The organism is Hymenobacter sp. AT01-02 (assembly GCF_000961955.2).
GTDB lineage: Bacteria > Bacteroidota > Bacteroidia > Cytophagales > Hymenobacteraceae > Hymenobacter > Hymenobacter mucosus.
In genome coordinates this window covers 24,622-45,505 of the sequence record NZ_JZIR02000064.1, presented here as the reverse complement: position 1 = coordinate 45,505, position 20,884 = coordinate 24,622, and the positions used below count along the sequence as shown (strand labels likewise).

19 protein-coding genes, 1 tRNA gene and 2 pseudogenes are annotated in these 20,884 nt (G+C 55.4%); 11 read left to right on the top strand and 11 right to left on the bottom strand.

Annotated elements, in window-relative coordinates:
• Nucleotides 1-99: 99 nt before the first annotated feature.
• The gene (locus VI25_RS17460) at nucleotides 100-456 is read right to left on the bottom strand and encodes a hypothetical protein (RefSeq protein WP_055562696.1); all 357 of its coding nucleotides are present in this window, start codon (nucleotides 454-456) and stop codon (nucleotides 100-102) included.
• 1,620 nt (nucleotides 457-2,076) lie between these two features.
• On the opposite strand from VI25_RS17460, the gene VI25_RS17455 reads away from it, so the two are divergent.
• The 5 genes from VI25_RS17455 (at nucleotide 2,077) to VI25_RS17440 (ending at nucleotide 7,116) form a co-directional block, all read left to right on the top strand.
• A complete protein-coding gene (locus VI25_RS17455) occupies nucleotides 2,077-3,189 on the top strand; it encodes a PcfJ domain-containing protein (protein WP_045687265.1) in 1,113 nt (370 codons plus the stop codon).
• A gap of 38 nt (nucleotides 3,190-3,227) precedes the next feature.
• On the top strand, nucleotides 3,228-3,524 hold the full coding sequence (locus VI25_RS17450) for a hypothetical protein (protein ID WP_045687266.1): 297 nt from the start codon (nucleotides 3,228-3,230) through the stop codon (nucleotides 3,522-3,524).
• A gap of 158 nt (nucleotides 3,525-3,682) precedes the next feature.
• Complete coding sequence (locus VI25_RS17445; RefSeq protein WP_045687267.1) at nucleotides 3,683-4,534, top strand: TIGR02452 family protein; 852 nt, start codon at nucleotides 3,683-3,685, stop codon at nucleotides 4,532-4,534.
• Between the two features lie 1,182 nt (nucleotides 4,535-5,716).
• Nucleotides 5,717-6,058, top strand: coding sequence for a hypothetical protein (locus tag VI25_RS27125; protein WP_236705106.1), 342 nt, complete (start codon nucleotides 5,717-5,719; stop codon nucleotides 6,056-6,058).
• Nucleotides 6,058-7,116 (top strand): RtcB family protein, encoded by a 1,059-nt coding sequence (locus VI25_RS17440; RefSeq protein ID WP_236705105.1) that lies wholly within the window; start codon nucleotides 6,058-6,060, stop codon nucleotides 7,114-7,116. The genes VI25_RS27125 and VI25_RS17440 overlap by 1 nt, the downstream gene beginning before the upstream one ends.
• A gap of 83 nt (nucleotides 7,117-7,199) precedes the next feature.
• Here VI25_RS17440 and VI25_RS24815 read toward each other — a convergent pair whose 3' ends face one another.
• A complete protein-coding gene (locus VI25_RS24815) occupies nucleotides 7,200-7,397 on the bottom strand; it encodes a hypothetical protein (protein WP_143437118.1) in 198 nt (65 codons plus the stop codon).
• A 433-nt stretch (nucleotides 7,398-7,830) separates the two neighbouring features.
• Here VI25_RS24815 and VI25_RS17435 point away from each other — a divergent pair, with 433 nt between their 5' ends.
• On the top strand, nucleotides 7,831-8,268 hold the full coding sequence (locus tag VI25_RS17435) for an OsmC family peroxiredoxin (protein WP_045687268.1): 438 nt from the start codon (nucleotides 7,831-7,833) through the stop codon (nucleotides 8,266-8,268).
• Between the two features lie 67 nt (nucleotides 8,269-8,335).
• Here the strand turns inward: VI25_RS17435 and VI25_RS17430 are convergent, their stop codons facing one another.
• Nucleotides 8,336-8,788, bottom strand: a complete 453-nt coding sequence (locus VI25_RS17430) for an MOSC domain-containing protein (RefSeq protein ID WP_316934354.1) — start codon at nucleotides 8,786-8,788, stop codon at nucleotides 8,336-8,338.
• A 228-nt stretch (nucleotides 8,789-9,016) separates the two neighbouring features.
• On the opposite strand from VI25_RS17430, the gene VI25_RS17425 reads away from it, so the two are divergent.
• A complete protein-coding gene (locus VI25_RS17425) occupies nucleotides 9,017-9,661 on the top strand; it encodes a Dps family protein (RefSeq protein WP_082455634.1) in 645 nt (214 codons plus the stop codon).
• A 416-nt stretch (nucleotides 9,662-10,077) separates the two neighbouring features.
• Nucleotides 10,078-10,158, top strand: a tRNA-Leu gene (locus VI25_RS17420).
• A 67-nt stretch (nucleotides 10,159-10,225) separates the two neighbouring features.
• On the opposite strand, the gene VI25_RS24210 is transcribed toward VI25_RS17420, so the two are convergent.
• Complete coding sequence (locus VI25_RS24210; RefSeq protein WP_052694956.1) at nucleotides 10,226-10,918, bottom strand: NFACT RNA binding domain-containing protein; 693 nt, start codon at nucleotides 10,916-10,918, stop codon at nucleotides 10,226-10,228.
• A 2-nt stretch (nucleotides 10,919-10,920) separates the two neighbouring features.
• A complete protein-coding gene (locus tag VI25_RS24205; protein WP_052694957.1) occupies nucleotides 10,921-11,811 on the bottom strand; it encodes a hypothetical protein in 891 nt (296 codons plus the stop codon).
• Nucleotides 11,812-11,997: 186 nt separating this feature from the next.
• On the opposite strand from VI25_RS24205, the gene VI25_RS17405 reads away from it, so the two are divergent.
• On the top strand, nucleotides 11,998-12,465 hold the full coding sequence (locus VI25_RS17405; RefSeq protein ID WP_045687269.1) for a hypothetical protein: 468 nt from the start codon (nucleotides 11,998-12,000) through the stop codon (nucleotides 12,463-12,465).
• Nucleotides 12,466-12,491: 26 nt separating this feature from the next.
• Here the strand turns inward: VI25_RS17405 and VI25_RS17400 are convergent, their stop codons facing one another.
• The 4 genes and pseudogenes from VI25_RS17400 to VI25_RS28990 all read right to left on the bottom strand — a co-directional run.
• The gene (locus tag VI25_RS17400; RefSeq protein WP_045687292.1) at nucleotides 12,492-13,259 is read right to left on the bottom strand and encodes an MBL fold metallo-hydrolase; all 768 of its coding nucleotides are present in this window, start codon (nucleotides 13,257-13,259) and stop codon (nucleotides 12,492-12,494) included.
• 73 nt (nucleotides 13,260-13,332) lie between these two features.
• Complete coding sequence (locus tag VI25_RS17395; RefSeq protein ID WP_045687270.1) at nucleotides 13,333-13,734, bottom strand: response regulator; 402 nt, start codon at nucleotides 13,732-13,734, stop codon at nucleotides 13,333-13,335.
• 69 nt (nucleotides 13,735-13,803) lie between these two features.
• Nucleotides 13,804-16,551, bottom strand: a pseudogene (locus VI25_RS17390) (PAS domain S-box protein); the annotation flags it as partial.
• Between the two features lie 117 nt (nucleotides 16,552-16,668).
• Nucleotides 16,669-17,871: pseudogene (locus VI25_RS28990) on the bottom strand (PAS domain S-box protein); the annotation flags it as partial.
• A gap of 116 nt (nucleotides 17,872-17,987) precedes the next feature.
• Between VI25_RS28990 and VI25_RS17385 the strand changes: the two are divergent.
• Nucleotides 17,988-19,130 (top strand): glycosyltransferase, encoded by a 1,143-nt coding sequence (locus tag VI25_RS17385; protein WP_052694959.1) that lies wholly within the window; start codon nucleotides 17,988-17,990, stop codon nucleotides 19,128-19,130.
• Entirely contained in the window at nucleotides 19,127-20,032 is a 906-nt protein-coding gene (miaA, locus tag VI25_RS17380; RefSeq protein WP_045687271.1) for a tRNA (adenosine(37)-N6)-dimethylallyltransferase MiaA, read from the top strand. Before VI25_RS17385 ends, miaA begins: the two co-directional genes overlap by 4 nt.
• 118 nt (nucleotides 20,033-20,150) lie before the next feature.
• Here the strand turns inward: miaA and VI25_RS17375 are convergent, their stop codons facing one another.
• Together VI25_RS17375 and VI25_RS27120 are read right to left on the bottom strand one after the other, a co-directional pair.
• Nucleotides 20,151-20,537 (bottom strand): hypothetical protein, encoded by a 387-nt coding sequence (locus VI25_RS17375; RefSeq protein WP_055562695.1) that lies wholly within the window; start codon nucleotides 20,535-20,537, stop codon nucleotides 20,151-20,153.
• A gap of 82 nt (nucleotides 20,538-20,619) precedes the next feature.
• Nucleotides 20,620-20,790 carry a hypothetical protein gene (locus tag VI25_RS27120; RefSeq protein WP_236705104.1) on the bottom strand — a complete coding sequence of 57 codons (171 nt, stop codon included), beginning with the start codon at nucleotides 20,788-20,790 and terminating at the stop codon, nucleotides 20,620-20,622.
• Nucleotides 20,791-20,884 lie beyond the last annotated feature (94 nt).

The window sequence follows — 20,884 nt, the reverse complement described above, 5'->3', positions numbered from 1 at the left end:
AGTGGTTGTTTTCCAATTCACGCTTGGCCCGCTCGGTTTCAAACAGCTCGCTAGTAATGCGTAGGCCGCTGCTGATAATCCACACCAGAATCCCAATCATCACATTCCTTGGGGGGGGCGCGAATGGGGGACGCCGTTCGGCGGCCGTGGGGGGCGCTCGGGGCGGTTAAACGCGAGGCGGTGCAGCAGAAAGGGAGTGTACACTACCCCCAACAGCAGCAAGGCAATGGCGAAGTACGTTGCCATCTTGCGCCGGGTAAATAGGCGCGGAATCAGCACGTAGTAGTTCAAGTAGAAAAAACCCGCCAGCTCTATTGTTGGAAGCAAGTTAGTCAGCCGAAATGGGGGTGGGTTCGTGCTCAGCAGGCGGGGTATGCACGCCACCGCTACCCAGGTAGCCACGTGAATAATCACGCGTAAAATGCGCTGCCAGGTGGTTCTGTCCTTCTGTAACATGCACTAAATTCTAGGACTACTAGAAAGAGAAAAGAGGCAGGGCGCGTGGTTACCCTGCAAAACGGTGAGCTGAACTAGATGGCAAGATCGGCAAAAGGACCTGCCCGCGAAAAAATGGCTGCCGTAGCAACTACAGAATTCTTCGTGCGCAGGTTCTTCGGGTGGGACTACTTACCGTAGCGCGGGCTACTAGCCGCGGCCTGTGGGGCGGGGGCGGCCAGACTGCTCACCGGGCGGGCGGCGGTTGCGCATGCATTCTAGTTTGGTAGGGCTTGAATTGCTGCGGAGTCAGCACGCCTTTCAGCTTAGCATCGGTGCTGGCGTTCAAACTGCGCATGGTAAGTAAAAGGGAGATGAGAAGTATCTATGAGGCCCACCACTGGGAGCCACCGAATACAAACCTATTCTACCAGGTAGGGCTTGGAAAAAGTTATCGGCCAACGCGCTTGAAACGTCGACGTCAGACCGCATTCGTCTTCCCGTACCAGCCTTAGCCGAGGAACCAGCTCTATGGGCCCGCCAGTAGATGCTGCACGCAAGCGTACCAGCTGCCCGCCCTGGGTGGCTAGGCCTAGTTGCGGTGCGGCTATTCGGGAATAGGTGCAGTGGCATAAGAGAAACGGCCATAATTAAAAATACTGCTCTCTTATCTATTTCTATTATTACGATGAGATTAAATTAAATAACATGCTAGAGGAAACTACGTGGTAGGGTGAGCAGTATAGAAGAGGTGGTAGAATTGAGAAATTAATGCGTGTTGAAAAAAATATTCAGAAAATTTTATAAATAATTTGGAAGGTCAAAAAACTCCTTTCATATTTGTCCCACTAAACAACACAAGCCATGCTAGACCACACTAACTTTTCAATTTGCCAATACGCGATGAAACCGTGGGTTTCTTCCGTGGTTCGGTATAGCTAAGTAGTAGCAGGCTTTTTCTCCTGAAACTTCCACGCCCCGAACCCCGCACGGTTCGGGGCGTTTGTTTTCAACCCCCTTACGCATCCCACGGTCATGCATTCGCACCTGAATAGCATCTTATTCCAGCTCCAAGACAAGCGGCGTATTCGCCGTGAGGAGGAGGGCTGTGACCGGGATTTTTCGTTGGACAATTCACGTAGATAATTCTTCGTGACCTATCCTGAAAAAGCCCGTCTCCGAAAACGAGTCGGGCTTTTTTATTATTCGTTATTCGAATAAAAATAAATTTATTCGTAGAGGAAAAACTATGCTCTGTTAATTAATTATTATGCTTTGCACACATTTAAAATCGAGAAAAATGTACGACATGTTCCGTCTATCTACTTACAGTGCTGCCTATGCGCAGCCGCAGGATTTATTGCTAGCTAAAGCAACATCCGACAGTTATCAGCCCGCAGAATATAAGGCGGGCACTCCTTATCCTTCACTTCCCCGGCTGCCCGCAACGGGCGGGAGCCCTGTACTATGTCAAACCGAAATAAATCTCTTTGCTGGGAGGGAGAACACACCCCCCGAAGTGCAGTCTCATTAGCCCAGCACGTCGACTGGCGCAAATGGTCCCAGGTTCGGCAGGTAGAATACCTGTTCAATCAGCCTACGCCGGCGGAGGTCTACAGCTTCTTTGGCCCGAACGCCAGCTTGTCGCAGCTATACGAAGCCTGCGCCGTCAACCAGTCAGCAGAAGCCCGACAACAAGCTTACCACATACTGGTAACCTTGGCCCAGAAACGCACGGAGCTACTAGGGCGCCCCGAAGTAGCTAAAGCCCTTGGCGCGCTGGTGGAGCACTACGCGTACCGCCGCCGTGACTTGGCTGAGTGGCAACCAAAATCTAAGAATGTGTACCGGCAGCTAGAAAGCCTGCTGCGTCACCTCTTCGATGAATATGGCGATGTGCCCGCCTGGGTGCTGAGCGCCTGGGTAGCTGGTAAACTGCAAGACAGTGACCTGAACATTCCGGCGCTGGCCGTACACCTAGGCAGTGGTCGTTCCCTGCGCAGCTTTAGCGGCCTCCCCGTGCTGCTCACCAAGAAACTGGAGCACGAAATGCGCCAAGCACCCGATGGGTGCAGCGTTTTGGAAGCATTACGCTACGCTCAGCTTGCCGCTCGTGGTGCCTTGGAGTGGTTTGGGCCGGTGCTGGAGTCGCGCTTGGGGCGGGAGCTACTGCCCGATGATAACTTCTGGCTGGGAGTAGTGGACTTTTTCACCGCAACGCCCCTTGTTGACCCCCACCACTTCGGCCCCGTCTGCGACTGGATTCACGCCAAGCGCACGGTAGGAGTGGGGCAGGAGCCCGCCCAACCGAACTTCTCGCTCAAAGGTCGCTCCATGCATAGCGTGCTAGCCCAAACGGAGCGTTGGCACCGCGGCTTAGCCCGCTTGCGTCGCCACCAGAACACGGGGCCGGCCCTAACTACCACCTGGCCTGGGTTGCCCTTGCCCAACTTTAGGGGGGGCGACAAAGACCGAATTCGTATTACTCAGCTAACCACTTTCGGACAGCTAATAGACGAGGGAGAGGCGCTCAAGCACTGCGTAGCATCCTACCTGCACTCCTGCCTGCGAGGTCGTTGTGGCATCTTTTCCCTCACCATGGATGGCGTTCGAGCCATTACCCTGGAGGTAACACCGGAGCGGGTAGTGATACAAGCACGCGGCAAATATAACCGCCCCTTAGCCGACGACGAGCGGTTTTGGGTGAACCGCTGGCAGTCAGAAGCCCGGCTGATGCTGTCGAAGTACGTGTAACTAGCCTGCCATCCTCCTGCCCAAAACGAAATCCTGTTATGCGCTTCAATACTACTTCATCCATTCCGCAACCCAATACTGTAAACCACGCTGGCGCGGCGGCTTATACCCTCACGCCTGCCTTGGAGCTATACACCGCAGTAGCCACGGCGGCTTTGCAAAATCAGTGGTATGAAACTGCCGATACCCGTTTGTCGCGCTTGCGGGAGTTGGTTGCCCAAAACGACCCGCAGTTTGTGGCCCGCCTAGCCGTGTACGCCCGGGAGCAGCTCCACTTACGCTCGGTACCCCTGGTGCTGGCAGGGCGTGGCTCTGAGTGCCGGCTGGTCGGATAAAGTTTTTGATGTGCTGGCCGCCCTGGAAAACGGTGGCGCTGCCCTCATGCACATTGAAGCAATTGATTTGTAACCCATATAAAGCGGCCCCGGAAGTGGCCTGAAACCAGAAAAGCTACTGCCACTTCCGGGCAACTGTCCTACCTACTAATCCCACCATGAACCGTGAAATACGCCAGCGCATTGCCCACAGCACCCTAGCGGCATTGGCGCAAGGTCTCTATGAAACTGCTGCTGGCCCGCCCGTGGTGCTAGCTGCAATTCAGCGTGCTGCCCAAACCGGCAGCTACCTCTACCGCCCCAATGATGTGCCTTCCTTGCTGCAAGAGCTTGATGGGGCGGCAACCACCCGCCCGGCGGAAGTGCGCGTGTACCAGGCTACTACCCTAGAAGCAGCGGCAGCCCTGAGCAAGGAATATGGGCGCGTGGGCTGCCTGAACTTTGCCTCGGCCCGCAACCCCGGCGGAGGCTTTTTGGGGGGAAGTCAGGCCCAGGAAGAAAGCCTGGCTCGGTCGTCGGGTTTGTATCCCTGTCTGACCCAGTTCCCGGAGATGTACACGTACAATGCCCGCCCCGATAGCACTGGTCTCTACAGCGACTACCTCGTGTACTCGCCCGGAGTGCCCGTTTTCCGGGGCGAAGCGGGAGAGTGGCTGCCCCAGCCCTTTCTGCTCGACATCATTACGGCGCCAGCCGTAAACGCCGGGGCACTACGCCGGAACTCCCCGCACTTGCTACCTCAACTAGTGCCCGTGATGCGTCATCGGTTGCGGTTGGTGCTGGCTACGGCCGCCCGCCATGGTATAGAGGCCTTGTTATTAGGCGCCTGGGGATGCGGAGTCTTCGCCAATGACCCCGTTCAAGTGGCCGAACTGTTTGCCGAGGCGTTGGCCGAACCAACCATTCGTGGCCGTTTCAGCCGCCTCGACTTCGCCATCTTCGACCCGAAGCCGCCCCACGGGGTGCTACAGGCTTTCCAGGATGCCCTAGCCTCCGCGCTGGTGGTATAGGTGACCTGAACGCCTAAGTAGTAAAAGAAAACTACCTCTACCGTAACTAAAAAGCATTTTTTGCGTCTTTACAACTCAATACCATGACTAATTTTTCGTTGTAGACTTTGGGAAGGCGGCTGACCCCTACTGGCAGCCGTCGGCCGGAACGGCCTACCGCCGGGGCAATTGAGCTCCGGCAGCCGTTCCAACCCCAGCTGACTCACCTGATTCGGTGCCGTAGGTAGGCGCTACTTCGCTTGGTTGAAGAAAAACACGTGTTTTTCCTAGGGTTCGATTCCCCAGCTACAGCCTTTGCTGTGGCTGATACGCCCACCGCCCGTTGCCCCATCAAGGTGAGTTCAGCTGGAAATACTACGCTGCCGGGTGTCGTCGCTACGCGTTCCTTCGTGTTGTACGTTTGAATCGTATCAGTCTGCCCCTTTCATGAATGTGGTAGCATACCAGGTGGTGGTTACCGCTAGCATATGTTGCCTCGGCAAGGAGTGTTTCCTACGTACTTCCATAGAATCAGGTGTCGTAGCAGGGTAGTACTTCGGTTCTAGTCCTAAATAGGTTGCGGGTTCGAGCCCCGCCCGGCTGCTACGGCGGCTGGTGGCGAAATGGATAGTCGCGCTAGCTACTATACCCTTTGTTTTTTACCCTGATTATCGTGATTTCTGCGTGGGTCCCGTAGGCAGGCCCTACTTCGCACGTTATGCCCCGGTCGTGGGTTCGAATCCCACTGGTGGCTGCTTCGGTGGCTGCCTTAGCTCAGGTGGTAGAGCAGGCTTGGTTCGGCGCCTGTTGCCCCACGCAGTTTGTCTTTTTCTAATGGGTGCCGTAGCACTGCCATATTTCGTCAGATACCGTGGGGTCGTGGGTTCGAGTCCTACCTGCCTTAGGGCAGTAGATCAGGCGGTTAGAGCACACAGGAGGCTGTGCGTGTGTTGCCCCGTTAGATAAAGAGTTTCAAGAGTTGAAAGCGGAAAGAGTGGTCGAGAGCTGCTATGCTTCGTCTGAAAAGCCCACGTGGCAGCCTGTCTGGTATCGCTCCGTTTTCTTGTTTCGCCTGCTTTGGATGCCGTCGGCCCGCGCTCCTTCGATTTTGGTTCGCTGGGTGCGTAGCTGCACCGCTTGCGCGGGGCACTTATTGCTCCAAAGTCGTGCGCAACCCCACTATTAACGTCAAAAACCATCTTTATGGCCAATCAATTACGCGGCAACGACCTTCGTCAATTGGGTTTCCCAGAAGGCCGTGCCATTGGACTTGCGCTAGCGCAATTGCAGCGCAAGCACCTCAAAAAAATGTCTCAAACCGACCAGCTTGCGCTTTTGCAAAGCCTGCTGGCTGATCCATCCAATTTCCTTACTCACCTCGACTGGAGCCATACGGCCGCGGCCTTACTACCGCCACCTAGTCGGCACATTGCCTTGGCGGAGCGCAAGCCCTACGCTGTCTTTGGCCCCGAGTACATTGACCAAGGCGCCATCCACCAAATGGAAACGGCCATGAAGCTACCCGTGACGGTAGCCGGGGCCTGATGCCCGATGCCCACCACGGCTACGGCTTGCCCATTGGCGGCGTACTAGCCACCGACAACGCTGTTATTCCTTATGCCGTGGGCGTAGACATTGGGTGCCGAATGGCTTTATCCGTGTTTGCATTGCCGCCTAAGCACTTAGAGCAGCGGATAGCAGAATTGCGCAAGCTCTTGCTCGACAATACCCGTTTTGGCAACCGCCAAGGTTTTCAGCGTGGCCAGAAGCTAGACCACGCGGTGCTAGAACGCGCCGAGTTTCAGGATATCGGCTTTCTGCGCAACAAGCAGGTAACCGCCGCCGAGCAGATTGGCACCTCCGGCTCGGGCAACCACTTCGTAGAATGGGGTATTGTAGATATTCTAGACCCTCAAAACGAGCTTGGTGTTCCTGTGGGGCAGTACGTTGGACTGCTTTCGCACTCCGGCTCCCGAGGGCTTGGTGCTAGCGTGGCCAACCATTATACCAAGCTGGCCAAGGATGTATGTCAACTACCCGCCGAAGCGCAGCACCTGGCGTGGCTTTCGCTGGAAAGCGAAGCTGGCCAAGAGTACTGGGCCGCCATGAACTTAGCCGGTGACTACGCCTCGGCCTGCCACCACCAAATTCACCAGCGCTTAGCCAAAGCCTTGGGTGAGCGGCCCCTGGCAAAAGTGGAAAACCACCATAATTTCGCCTGGAAAGAACGCTTAGCCGATGGTCGGGAGGTAGTAGTGCACCGGAAGGGCGCTACTCCGGCGGGGGCGGGGATTCTTGGTATCATTCCCGGCTCCATGACGGCTCCCGGCTTTATTGTGCGCGGGCGTGGGGAGGCTACGTCGCTAGCCTCGGCTTCACACGGAGCGGGCCGCGCCATGTCGCGCACCCGGGCCAAGCAGGAACTGGGCGAAGCGGAGGTGCGGCGCTACTTGCAGGAGCACCGCATAGAGCTCATTGGTGGGGGCGTGGATGAGGCCCCTCAGGCATACAAAGACATCCACGCTGTGATGCAGAGCCAGACTAACCTAGTGGATGTACTCGGCACGTTTACGCCTCGCATTGTGCGTATGGATGGTGCGTAGCAGGGCATTTAACGAGCAGAAAAAAGGGACGGTGAAGCCTCGCACTTCACCGTCCCTTTTTTCTGCTCGTTAGCTTCGTCGTCCTATGGTCGGTGTCGTCGGTGCCGTAAAAAAGGATTTGCAAACGTATTGTAAGCATCAGATGAGCACCCCACGGCCGTGCGAGACGTGCGCTTGTGGTGCATAGCCAAGCCAAAAGCAGGCAGGGTGAGTAGTCCTCCGGAAAGCAACAGAAGTGCTACCGTAGTAGCCGGCAAAGCCGATGTGGGTTTAGGCTCCATACAAATCAGAATTTAGGCTAAAAACACTGTTAGTGGGTCCTGGGCCGGTGCAAGCCGCAGGGTAAGCGAGATAGGTATAATTGCGCATGTCACGTCCTGTTGACTGCCGACACAGAATGCTAGTAAAGGAGCACAGCAGGACGCTTTACTTTGTGCTTACGAAATTAGAAAAGTGAACGGTTCGAATAGAAGTGCAAAAAATGAAAATTTAGTTACTGCATCAAGTAAGTTGCTAGATAGTAAGTAGTTGTGGTGAGGTTTTGTTGGGTAGCCTTACCTGCACACAGATAAGGGGTGGAGGTTATTAAGGAAAGGCCATCTGGAGTGGTAGATAATGTAAATAAAAAGTGTGCTATTTGTAGTGAGTACCCGCTTTTGAACATTTTTCCTAAGCGTAGTGTTTTCAACTGAACAATACACTATACTTTGTCCTATGTCTATAAAGCGCACGGCCATTGCTCGTTGGGAGGGAAAAGGCACGGATGGACACGGCGTGTTAACCACACCTAGTACAGTTCTTACTGATACTTCCTACTCGTACGCTACCCGCTTTGCCGATGGTATTGGCACTAACCCAGAAGAGCTTATTGCTGCCGCTCATGCAGGGTGCCTAGCCATGAAAATGGCCTTCAACCTGCAGGTAGCTGGCTACGCGGCCAGCCATATTAGTACCAGTTGCGAAATTGTACTGCATGAAGGCCTCATTGCACAATCCAACCTTAAATTGGAAGCCGTTGTGCCTGGTTTAGATGCCAGTACGTTTGAGAATTTGGTCGCCGATGCTCAGCAAAACTGCCCGGTTTCAAAGCTGCTGAATACAGCTATCAAGTGCGAAGCTACTCTACTTGCTAAGCCAGAGGTAGCAGATTAATCTTCTGAGGGTAGCGCCCGTATTGTGTCTCCCACGCGAATAATGCCCCCCTGTACTATTCTGGCGGTTAAGCACCGTGTCCGCGCATGGCGTTATAGCCACCTGGACCTAGTTCTTCCTCCATGCGTGAGCAGGGATGACACTCACCCGTAATATCCAGTACCACCTCATCGCCAATAGCAATACGGCGGTTTTTGAGGGCCAATAAATTTACGCCGCTAACTATCAAGTTGCGGCGCAAGCGCCCTGGGTCTACGGGGTCCGCAAAACCCATAAAATTAGCTACCGCCGCCAAGTATTCATGTTGTAGCAAGGTTATTTGCCGTTTGCCACCCGCTTTTACACGGGCATGGTCGCCCACTAAGTTGCGGTCGGTAGCCACGGTAGCCTCTGCCACTGAAACCAGCGGTTCCCGTCGTGCCGGACGTAGCCCAATCCATTCCAAGCGGCCCGTCTGGGGCAGTGTGCCCAGTAGCCGGGCCACGGTAGATTTATCGTCGCCGAAAAAAGGGAAAGGCATAGTTGTAGAGAAGAGAGGTGAGAACTATGACAGCAATAACGGGATTCTGCGGGTGCGGTTAGCTGCCGCGCTGCCCAGCGCCCCCTAGTAACATACTAGCCACTGGCGCACCAGTACTAGTGAGTGCAACAATACAAGCTAACCTGAGCCGGTATTGTACGTATGAAATGCCAGGCAACTACTTCCGGTAGTGCCCTTACCTGCTACATACACCTCCTCTTTCCTGTTATGGCTAAGACCACCGCCAAAACCGCTCCGGCCGCTACCAAAGCGCCTAAACAAGCTTCTGAAGAAAAGTCTGCTGTTAGCGTTCAGCCCATCATGAACCAGCAGTTTGATGCTCCTGCGCCCTTGCAGAAATATGGCACTGTGTCGCAGCGCTTGCCCATCGGGCTGGATGCTGATACCCGCCAGAAAAGCGTGGAAATGCTAAACCAGCTACTAGCTGACACGTGCTCCATCCGCGACATGTACAAAAAGCACCACTGGCAGGTAGTAGGCCCCACCTTCTACCAACTGCACCTGCTCTTCGACAAGCACTATGAAGAACAGGACGCCCTGATTGACATGATTGCCGAGCGCATTCAGATCCTGGGTGGTGTGGCCCTAGCCATGGCAGCCGATATTGCCGAAACTACCATCATTCCCCGTCCACCCCGCGACCGGGAGGAGGCGCCTGTACAGGTATCGCGCCTGTTGGAAGCCCACCAAATTATCCTGAAAAACTGCCACGATTACGCCAAGAAGGCGGACGATGCCGGCGACGACGGCACCAACGACCTCGTAGTGAGCAATGTGATGCGCACAAACGAACTGCAAGTATGGTTCGTGTCGGAGCACGTGGTGGATACCCCGCTAGCCCGCGCCGAGTAAGCAACCCAGCTTATACAAAACACAAAACGGTCTTTCCTCACTAGGAAAGGCCGTTTTGTGTTTTGTGCAAGTACGATAACCCCGCGGCACTTATTCGGCAGGCTATAATAGTAGCAAGCAGCAGTTCACTTAGTCGTTTGGCATGAGTTAGCTCAGAAAAGGCGCGATGGGTAGAAGAAAGCATACCCGTTGAAAAATATTTTCACTTCTATTAAGCCAGCACAGATTGTCTGGTAGGCTGATACTGAGCCGGAAACAGATTGTGGTACCGCGCAGACGGGCAGGAGAGGAGAAAAAATACCTGCTGCTACTTGCGTAGCACCTAGTAGCCCCCTACTTTTGTCCTCGATTCGCCGCCTCAGTGAATCCGAAAGCCTTGGTTTTCGCTTGAATAGAAAGAGTGCTTGCCGTCATCTGCGCACGTGGTGAAACTGGTAGACACGCCATCTTGAGGGGGTGGTGCCTTCGGGTGTGGGAGTTCGAATCTCCCGCGCGCACTCTAAGCAAAACAGCCGACTTCCTACGTAGGAAGCCGGCTGTTTTGCTTAGCTACCCAAGCTATGGCTAGCCATTCTTCTCGAAGGGGTTGTTTGGAACCACTAATACCACATTTTCCCGTTCCACTACTACTTGGCCCGCAATGGCGCCCTTAGGCTTGCGCACAAATTTCTTGGGCGTGTAGGTAACTGGGCAGAGTGAATCGTTTTTGCGGCGCGAATACCAGGCGGCTAACTGAGCCGCGCGTTCCAACACGGGTGCGGGTACGGCTTGCCCAGCCCGGTGCCGAATGACCACATGGGAGCCCGTAACATCCTTGGCGTGCAGCCACAGGTCATCTTTGTGGGCGTAACGTTGAGTAAGCAGGTCGTTGTTTTGAGCGTTGCGGCCTACCAGAATAGTGAAGCCACTATCCTCAAACACCTTAAAAGGCAACTCTTGCGCGGCTTTTGCAGTCGTAACTGGGTCAAGGGCGTGCTGCTTACGCCACTGTCGGAGCGCACGGAGTTCGGGGGGGAGTTCGGCTAGTTCCTCTAGCCGCTCCAAGCACCAGAAGGCTTCTGCTTCGCGCCGTTCAGCCCGGGCCGCGAGTTCGGTAGTTTCTATTTGCTGATTTTTCGCCTTCCGATACAGGTTCTGGGCTGTGCGCTGCGGGGTTTCCGTGGCCTTCAGCTTAATAATGCGTGGTTGGCTGTCCTGGTAAAAATCTACTACCTCTACTTGGGTAGCCCCGGCCGGAATTTGGGTCAGGTGGGCCATGATTAGGTCTGCTGTTTGGCGGTAGCCACCGTGTTTTCCAGCGCGTGCAAACGGCGACGAGCCATCTGGGCACTGATTGCCGCTTCGTCGGCCCGTTTTTCTAGCGTCTGACGCAGTTGGCGCAGTTCCAACTCATAAGCCTTCCTACCCAGCAGCAGTGGCACAAACCGACGTAGGGCCCCGATTGGATCCGTAGCGGGAAGCGTAGCCTCCACTTCCCCCACGGGTAGGAGTGTCAGGCGAGTTCGGCCATCTAGCTTTGTAATATAGAATGCCTCGGGCTTCTCTAATTGGGCTATTACATTGTGTATAAGGCGCCGCTTCACCTCCTCGGGAGCGGGGTCGTAGCCGTGGGCGCGTAAGTAGCGGAGCGGTACGTCGCCAAGAGCAGGGTAGGCTTTGAGCGGATCAGGTGCAGGTGGTGTGGCAGCAGTGCCAGATGCATGGGCTATCTGCTCTGCTGGCAAGGCGTGCAGTTCGGCATCGGCGGTATAGCGCTGGTGAAACAGCTCGGCCGGAGCTTCGGGCGTGAGCCGAAATACAGCATTAGGCCGGGTACTATACAGCTTCAGCAGCAGCGTAGCGCCGCTTTGAAACCGAAATTGCAGAACCCTGTCCTGGGGGAAAGGATCAACCTGGGCTACTTCCTGACCCAGCAGGTCTGGGAGCAGATCTACGGAGTTTTGCCGGGCCCGGTGAAACGATTCTGGCAGCATCAGCATAGGCATTGCCGCCGATAAGTGCATTTTCAGCCAAAACTCAGCTGCACCGTTCGTCAGGCCAACTACCAGTTCATCTTTTTCCTGCGAGAAACACGTAACGACCCGGTAGCCAACCAGGTGGTGTGTAAGGGCTGGTGCTAGTTGCCGCAGAAAGTAATAGTTGGTATGCATGCGTGATAAATCAAGACTAGCCTGCTCTGTGAAAAGCAAACGAAGGAAAAGGATAAAAGTAGCACGTACGGGCAACTGCCATGTTCAGTCAGAAGGGACTAGCGTACTGCTGCTGTATGCAACCTTTTCGCTATGCAGCATCCTCTCCAACACAGCCTCCTATTGGTAAGATGTCAGCCGCGTGCTATGAAGAAGTATATACTACTGCCACTCCTGGGTTTAAGCCTGATAACCTGTAAGAAAGGGGAGGAGGAACCTCGCATACCCGAAACCGTGACGGCGGCCTTCGACCAGGACGTAGATTTGCGCTACCGCCAGCAGGCACTAGTACCCACCGCAAATCAGCCAGAGCTAACGGTGCAGCTGACTGATTTGAGCTACAGTTTTTGCCCAAAGAATGTGCGCTGTTTCATAGCCGATTTCGTGTGGCCCACTGTAAAGATTACTGACGCGCAAGGCCAAGTTCAGGAGCTACGCCAACTAGGCAAAGTTGTGCATACCTACAACCCGGCGTGGACTGATACGGCCAGTGTGCGGGCCAACGGCCGCCGCTACGTTGTGCAGTACACGCGCTACAACTTAGACGAGTATTCTCGGGAGGAGCCCCAGAAGGAAGATATTACGGTCACTATCCGCATCACAAAGCCTAACTAGTACGGAAGCAGCAACCCGTTTATAGGCTATAACGAAATCCGTAGCCCATCATACGCCAGCCGAATAAAGCTGGGCAGCTCAGCTTCTACTTCCCGGTGGCGGCCTAGCTGATGGCTAATGTGCGTAAGGTACGCCCGGGAAGGCGCTAAGTCTTCGAGGATAGCAACAGCTTCTGCCAGCGTGAAGTGCGAAATATGCTCCTCGTGTCGCAATGCGTTCAACACAATCACTTCGGAGCCACGCATGCGTTCCAGCGCCTCGGGCGAAAGGTAGTTGGCATCCGTTACGTAGCAGAAATTCTCCACGCGGAAGCCCAGGACGGGTAGCTTATAGTGGAGTGCCCGAATGGGCTGAAACTCTACTCCTTCAACCCAGAAGCTACTATCGTCGCTTATGATAGGGTGAACCTCGACCTGCGGAACGCCAGGGTACTTGTGCTCCGCGAAGATGTAGGAGTACTCACGCCGAAGTTGATCAAGCACGCGTGGTTCGGCGTGCACCGGCATATCCTGCTGCTGGCGGAAGTTGTACGCACGAATATCATCAAGCCCTCCCGTATGATCTTTATGCTCATGCGTGAACACCAGCGCATCTAAATGATCAATTTGCTCGCGCAATGCCTGCTGGCGGAAATCAGGTCCAGAATCGATGATGATGCTTTTGCCTTGTACCTGCAAATGCACCGACACGCGCAGGCGCTTGTCGCGGTAATCTACTGAGCGGCACACCGCGCAAGAGCACCCTATCACGGGCACCCCCTGCGAGGTGCCCGTACCGAGGAAGGTAATATCCATGTTCAGAAGGTAGAGCTGAGCAGCGAAAAGTGAGGTATACAATACGTGGGTACTAGGGGAGAAAGCTCACCGCTCACTTCTCATATCCAGCTTCTGGCTTAGCTACGTACTGTTTTACTACCCGCACCAAGGCGTCAAAATCCAGAGGTTTAGGTAAGTAGTCCGTAACACCCGCCTCGCGGAATTGCTCCATGGAATAGTTGTTGGCATTGCCCGTAATAGCAATTACCGGAATCTGAGCGATGCGTGGGTCCGAGTGGCGACGAATTTCACGGGTGCATTCCATTCCGTCTTTCACCGGAATGTTGATGTCCATTAGAACACAGTCAATTGGTTGTCCTTCAACTTGTTTCAGGACCTCGCCGCCGTTCTTTGCCGATACAATCCGGTACTTTTGTCCTTCGAGAATTTTTTTGGTTAGGTTCAGGATAACGGAGCTATCCTCCGCAATCAGGATCGTTTTAGGATCAGCCATAGTAGCAGGTAATTAGGGTTGGATTGTGAGAAGGGAGTACAGGACAAGCAAGTTCTTTACCTACGCAAATCAAGGCGCTTGAGTGACACCCGGATATTCGGCGGCAAATTGTGCAAAATAACGCAGCAAGGTTTGGAAATCCTGGGTTATCCCTTCAAAACGGCCATTCTTCAGATCATGTTCCAAGTTTTTAGCGCACTCCGCCAGTGAGTTAATGCCCAAAGTAAAGCCAGTGCCTTTTAGTTGGTGAAGGTGAGGCAAGATCTGCTGATACTGCCCGTCGTTCACTAATACGGCAGCTTCATCGAGGAGCTGGCCGGCTTCCTGCTCGAAATCTTGGTAGAGTTGGGCCGCAAACTCGCCGCCGCCCAACTGGCGCAATTGTTCCAGAATGGCCAAGTCAATGCCCTCGGGCGCAGGTGGTGCTGGGGCCTCTAGGGGCTCCTGGGCGGGGCTGTCGTCGGCAATGTCTACGGGAGTAGTGGCCAGCAGTACGCTACTGCGGCCCGTAGTCCAGCGACGGAGCACCGTATACAGGTCCTGGCTTTTCACTGGCTTCGACACGTAGTCGTCCATGCCTTGTTGCACAAACCGCTCGGCGTCCTCCTTCATGGAGTAGGCCGTCATGGCTACAACCGGCGGACATTGGTCTCCTAAGCGCTGCCGAATTTCACGCATGGCCGTTACGCCATCCATTTCCGGCATCTGGATGTCCATGAAGATCAATTCGTAGCGGTTCTGGTGGGTAGCCTTGCTGATGGCTTCAAAGCCGTCGTGAGCCACATCCACGTCGCAGCCCAGCTTATCCAGTAGTCGAGATGCTACTTGCTGGTTGATAGGATTGTCATCGACGAGCAGTACGCGCGGCGCAGTATCGAAGCGAACTACCTCCTGGGCTTTTTCCCGGGCCGTGAGGCGCTCCTGCACAATTTCCTCCTCGTTGTAGGCTACCTGGCAGCACATGGTAAACCAGAACGTGGAGCCCTGCCCTACGTTTGAGGTTACGCCAATTTCGCCTCCCAGCAGCTCGGCTAGCTGTTTGCTGATGGCTAACCCCAGGCCCGTACCCCCGAAGGCTTTCGTGGGCGTGGTATCCAGTTGGGTGAAGTTGGTGAACAGGAGCTTCTCGTTTTCCTCCGAGATGCCGATACCCGAGTCTGAGACGGCAAAGCGCAGGGTATGCTCTGAGCCAGTTACTGCCACCGAAGAAACCTGAATGCTCACCGAGCCCTGGGCCGTAAACTTAATGGCGTTAGACGTGAGGTTGCTCAGAATCTGTAGCAAGCGTGTTTCATCGGTAATGATGAAGCGCGGCGTATTCGGAGCAATGTGGTAGGTGAAGTGCAGCTCTTTCTGGTTGGCCCGATTAGCAAACAAAGAGTGAATTTTGTCGAGGGTATAGTGCAAGTCGATGCCCGCCTCGCTGAGCTGCAGCTTGCCCGCCTGAATTTTGGAAAGGTCCAGAATGTCGTTCAAAATGGCCAGCAGCGCATCCGACGATTTACGCAGGGTGTCAACGTATTCTTCCTGCTCCTCCGATGCTACCGTCTGGTGCAGCAGGTCAATCATGCCAATGATGCCATTCATCGGCGTGCGCAATTCGTGGCTCATGTTGGCCAGGAATTGCGTTTTGGCGTGCAGGGCTGCTTCAGCTTCATCTTTGGCGGCCCGCAGGTCGTCCTGCATCTTTTTCAGCTCGGTGATGTCGCGCCCGATGCCTTCGGTACCGCCGCCGTTTTTCACATGCCGGGCATTTACCAGCACACTTACCGCGTGCCCGTCTTTGTGGCGCATGGCTAGCTCAAAGTTGCGCGCCTCCCGGGTATTTTGTAAGCTCTCCAGCAAAGCGTTCAGCTCATGCGGGTAGAGGTAGTAGTCGGTAATGGCGGTGCCCGTAATTTCGTCGGGCTCGTAGCCTAGCATTTCCTGTACCGACGGGCTCACCAAGGTTAGCAGGCCCTTTTCATCGGTGCGGTAGTACACATCCTGGAACGACTCAAAGATGGCCCGGAACTTCTCTTCTTGCGCCGCCAGCTCCAGCTGGGAGCGTTTCTTATCGGTCACGTCGTGCGCAATGCCCGATATTTCCTCGAATGAGCCATCGTCGAGGTAAATGGGGTTAAGATAAATCTCGCGCCAGCTATCCTGACCCCGCGCGTCGCGCAGGCGCACCTCAAAGCGTTGCGGATGACCCTGGAAGGCCCGCCGGTAGTTTTCTACGAAAGCATCGCGCGCTTCTTTCTCCATCAAGGCCAAGTCGGCCTGCCAGAGGTTGATGTTGAGAGCAGGGTATACCCCGTTGCGGCGCAGGAAATAGGCCGCGTAATTGCGGTTGAAGGATGATAAACGGGAGTGAGTATCTACGGACCACATCAAGTGGGAGCCACTCTCGAAAATTGCGTTCAGACGGGCGTTTTGCTTTTGAATCTGAACTTCATTGCGCTTACGCTCAATGGCCAAGGCCACCTGGTTCGAGATAAAGTGCAGAATCTCAATATCGGCTGCCGCGTAGGCATCGGCCTTTTGGTAGTCCTGCACGGCAATTACGCCAATGATCCGTTCGCCAATGCTCAGGGGTGAGCACAGCATTACTTCTGGCATTAGTCCATATGCCGTGATGGTGCCACTGCTAATGAGGTCCTGCAGCTCTTGGCGCAGTAGAAACTGCGGCCGCCCGGTCCGGATAATATATTCTGATACTCCCGACGAAAACGGGCGGGCCATCATCGGCTGGTCGCTTTGGCTGTTTTGGTCTACGTAATACGCAAACTGCAACTGGGTGCGGGCTTCATCGCAGAGGGCGATGTAGAAGTTGTTGGTTTCAATAATCTTGCTCAGCTCCCGATGAATGGCCCCGTACAGGGAATGCAAATCTTTGGAACTGATAGCCAGGTTGGCAATGCTGTAGTAAACTTTCTGCAGGCGCTCGGCCTTGATGCGGTCCGTAATGTCGTGCAGAATGGCGCGCGTGCTCACGGGCTCGTCGTCTTGCCAGGAGCAGGAGATGGAGCCAATGAGGTGAACGGGCTTGCCAGTTTTAGTGAGAAACACCGTTTCCAGCTTATTCACTTTCTCGCCCTTGTACAGGTTGCGCAGTTGGTAGAGAAGCTTGGCCTTGTAGTAGGGGTGCACCACATCGGATAGGGTAAGGTGGGGCAGATCCTCGTCCTCGTACCCTAGCTTTTCCTTCCACGCCTTATTCACGAACAGGAAGCGGTTGTCAATGCTCAGGTTCTGAATGAGGTCGTGGGCATTGTCGAGAAAGTCCTGGAGCCGGTTCCGGTTGTCGGTGAGGGCGCGGGCCGTCACGTGGCGGTCCGTTAGGTCGCGGCCTACCACGAATATACCCGTAATGGCTCCGTCGAAGTTGCGCATGAACTCGGCGTGCCAGTGCACCAAGCGGTGCTGCCCCGACTTTGTAAGTAAAGCGCGCTCGTAGAAGTCATGCAGATGGTTATCCTCAATGGCCCGGCGGTAGGTCATGCGCTGGGACTGCACCTCCAGGGGCGAGGCAAATAGCTCGTGGTAGCTTTGTCCTACCACTTCCTCGCGGCGGTACTCCGTGAAATCCAGGAAGTACTCGTTGACATCTTGAATCACGCCTTCCCGGTCCATGAGCACGTAGCTCATGTTAGTGCGCGAGAGCAGGTCCCGAATCTGCGTTTGGGTACGCTCCACCATGCCTTGCAGCATCGGCTCTTCGTGCTTGCGCTGGCCGCGGGTTACGTCGCGTAAGGTAAGCTGCACGCGCGTGCCAACGGGGGTATCTACCCGGTGCAGGGTCACCCACCCATGCAGCGGGGTGCGGTCCACGCGCTGGCCGTTCCACCAGCGGGAGTACCCTTCCCCGGTGCGTGCCGTGTGCAGTACCGCCTCGCGCAGCTGGGTTTCTGACTCCCAGTGTTCGGGCCATTCCTTTTCGGAGGGTACTGTGAAGGACATGAGCCCCGAGGCCAGTAGCATCTCCCGGGAGATGCCCAACAGCTTTAGGGCTGTTTGGTTACATTCAATAAGGGCACCATGTTCATCATATAACAACTGGGCATCGTAGGCCTGATCAAAAAAAGCGCGGAATAGATCAGGGCCAGCCGCCGCGGGTGGCGTTGATTCTGGCGTGAGATGAGGACGAATAGACATTCTCGGTAGAAGAAGGGCTGACTACGGGCTCCCAAGTAGTGGGAAGGCAGTCTGCACACGTTTTACTTCCTAAATTTGAAGAAAATATCCCAGACCCCGTTGTCTGTTGTGTCCTCATGCCGCCCCGCCTCGTCTTCACCGTCACTACCGACCTCAACTACGACCAGCGGATGCAGCGCATTTGTGGCTCCCTTGCGGCTGCCGGCTACGCCGTATTGCTGATAGGGCGGGAGTGGCCCACCTCACGTCCGCTCACGGCGCAGCCCTACCAGCAACATCGGCTGCGGTGCTGGAATACCCGGGGAAAATTATTTTACCTGGAGTACAATCTGCGGCTGCTGCTATTTCTGTTGCGCAAGAGGGCATCCGCCTGGTGCGCTATCGATTTGGATACGGCCCTGCCGGTGTGGCTGCGCGCCCGTTTGGGCGGGCAGCCGTTTGTGTACGATGCCCACGAGCTATTTACGGAGGTACCCGAGGTAGTCGCCCGTCCTGCCGTGCAGCGCCTCTGGCGACGAGTAGAAGCCTTTGTGGTGCCTCGTGCCCACCTTGCCTATACAGTAGGCCCGGCGCTGGCCCACGTATTTGCGCAGCGCTACGGCTGTCCCTTTCACGTGATTCGCAATATCAGCCGTTTGGAGCCACATGCGGAGGAGCCTACCGAAGGCTACATCCTGTACCAAGGCGCTCTGAATGCCGGCCGGGGCATGGAAGTGCTGTTGGATGCCATGCCCCACGTGCACGGGCGCTTAGTAGTATGCGGGGAGGGCGACTTATCCGGGGCGTTGCGGGCGCAGGCCGAACGGCTGGGCTTGCTAGCCAGTGGGCAGGTAGAATTTCGTGGCTTTGTGCTGCCACTCGAGCTTAGGGCCATTACACGCCGGGCCGCGGTAGGCGTCATGCTACTCGAAAATCAAGGACTGAGCTACTATTACTCCCTAGCCAACAAGTTCTTCGACTACTTACACGCCGGTATTCCGCAAGTAGTAGTGGACTTTCCTGAGTACCGCGCCCTCAACGACCAGTATGAGGTAGCAGAGCTGGTAGCTGCCCCGCTTAGCTCAGCGGCAGTGGCGGCGGCTCTCAACCGCCTTTTGCCCGGTGGTAATGTGGCCCGGTATCAGCAGCTTCGCCGAAACTGCCGCCACGCCCGGCAAGCACTGAACTGGCAGAGTGAAGAAGCTCGCCTGCTCGCCCTGTACGCCACCCTGCCAGGGTGTGCTCTACCCGTTTCTGTTCCTGTTGCTGCTTCCCTATGAAGTTGATTTCTGACCTGATTGCTACTACTGAGCCCACGCTACTCGTTGTTACAGGCCCCACTGCGGTAGGCAAAACCGACCTGTGCGTACGCTTGGCTCAACACCTGCACACCGAAGTCGTGTCGGCCGACTCACGGCAGTTCTTTCGGGAACTAACCATTGGTACGGCCAAGCCCACGCTCGCCGAAATGCAAGGCGTGCCGCATCATTTTATTGACTCGCATAGCATTCGGGAGGAATATAACGCAGGCCGCTTTGAGCAAGATGCCTTGGCTTTACTGGCCGAGTTGTTCCAGCGGCATCAGGTGGTGCTCCTTACGGGCGGCTCGGGGCTGTACCTGCAAGCCGTTACGGAAGGGTTCGACGACCTGCCTGCGGCTCCGCCCGCCGTGCGTGAGCAGTTGCAGCAAGAACTAATGGCGCAAGGGCTACATGTGCTATCACAAGAGCTCGAGCGGCTTGACCCCGTCACGTACGCCCGCATCGACCGCCAGAACCCGCAGCGGGTTCTGCGGGCCCTGGAAATCACGCGTGCCACGGGGCAGCCTTTTAGCTCCTTCCACGGCACCCGCAAAACAACCGAGCGGCCTTTTCGCATCGTCAAAATAGCCCTGACCCGGGAGCGGGAAGAACTTTACCAGCGCATTGATCAGCGCATGGACCAGATGCTGGCGGCTGGCCTGGAGGATGAAGCCCGGCGCCTATATCCGTTTCGCCACCACAATGCCCTCCAAACAGTAGGTTACCAGGAGCTATTTAGCTATTTCGAGGGCCAGTACGATTACAATGAGGCAGTGCGCTTACTCAAGCGCAATTCTCGGCGCTATGCCAAGCGCCAACTCACTTGGCTCCGCCGGGACCCCGCCTACCAGTGGTTTCATCCGGACGAAGTGAAGTGGTAAGGTATGGGGTACTAGCACCGCCATAAGTAGCGCAATAATGCCAAAAAGCCCCGCTTCCGGACAAGGGAGGCGGGGCTTGGAATAAGTAGTCATATTTGACCAGAGACTGCGCGCTTAGCTAAAACCGGCGGCCCACTTTCAGTTGAAGGGTAGCCAGGGAGTTACCAAAGGTGTCATTTTGAAATGAAGCCTTGCCGCCGGCCAGCCAGTTGCGAGAAGCCCCGAGTGCTACATCGAGGTTAAGAGAAAACATATAGCCTGCGTGCAAGCCATTTTCGTGGTCGAGGGTAAGCGTTTTGACGCCCGTAGTGAAGTCAAGGCGTGTTGCCGGAGCGCCGTAGCGGTTGGAGTAGCCCACATAGCCGCCGCCACCCAGCGCAAACAACACCTGTTTGTCGTTGCCGAAGGGGTAGATGTATACCTCCTGCTCTAGATTCACGGCCTCGTACGACATGGCGTAGGGCACTGTCACGCCGGTACCCGCTACTACATCTGGGTTAAACACGGTGCTGTAAGATTCGCGGCTGCCTCCGATAAAAGCGAGCCGGGTGCCCGTGCCAAGTGCCGGCCCAGTAGCGGTGCGTACTCTAGGTGGCTTTCAGGGCCATGTAATCACCAGTACCTACGCCTGCTGACCCAACCCCCAAGTGCCAGCTGGCGCGAGTAGAGGGGGCTTCGGTGGCAGACTGCGCTAGTACGGGAAGGGCAAGGGGAGCCAGCAGCGTGGAAAAAAGGATTCTTTGATACAAGTGTTTCATAATAAGGCTATCAAGACGGACTAAGGGATTATAAAGATGGCTTTCGGAGGGCTATAATAGCAAAAGAGGCGACAATTACCACTTGGGTAAGTTG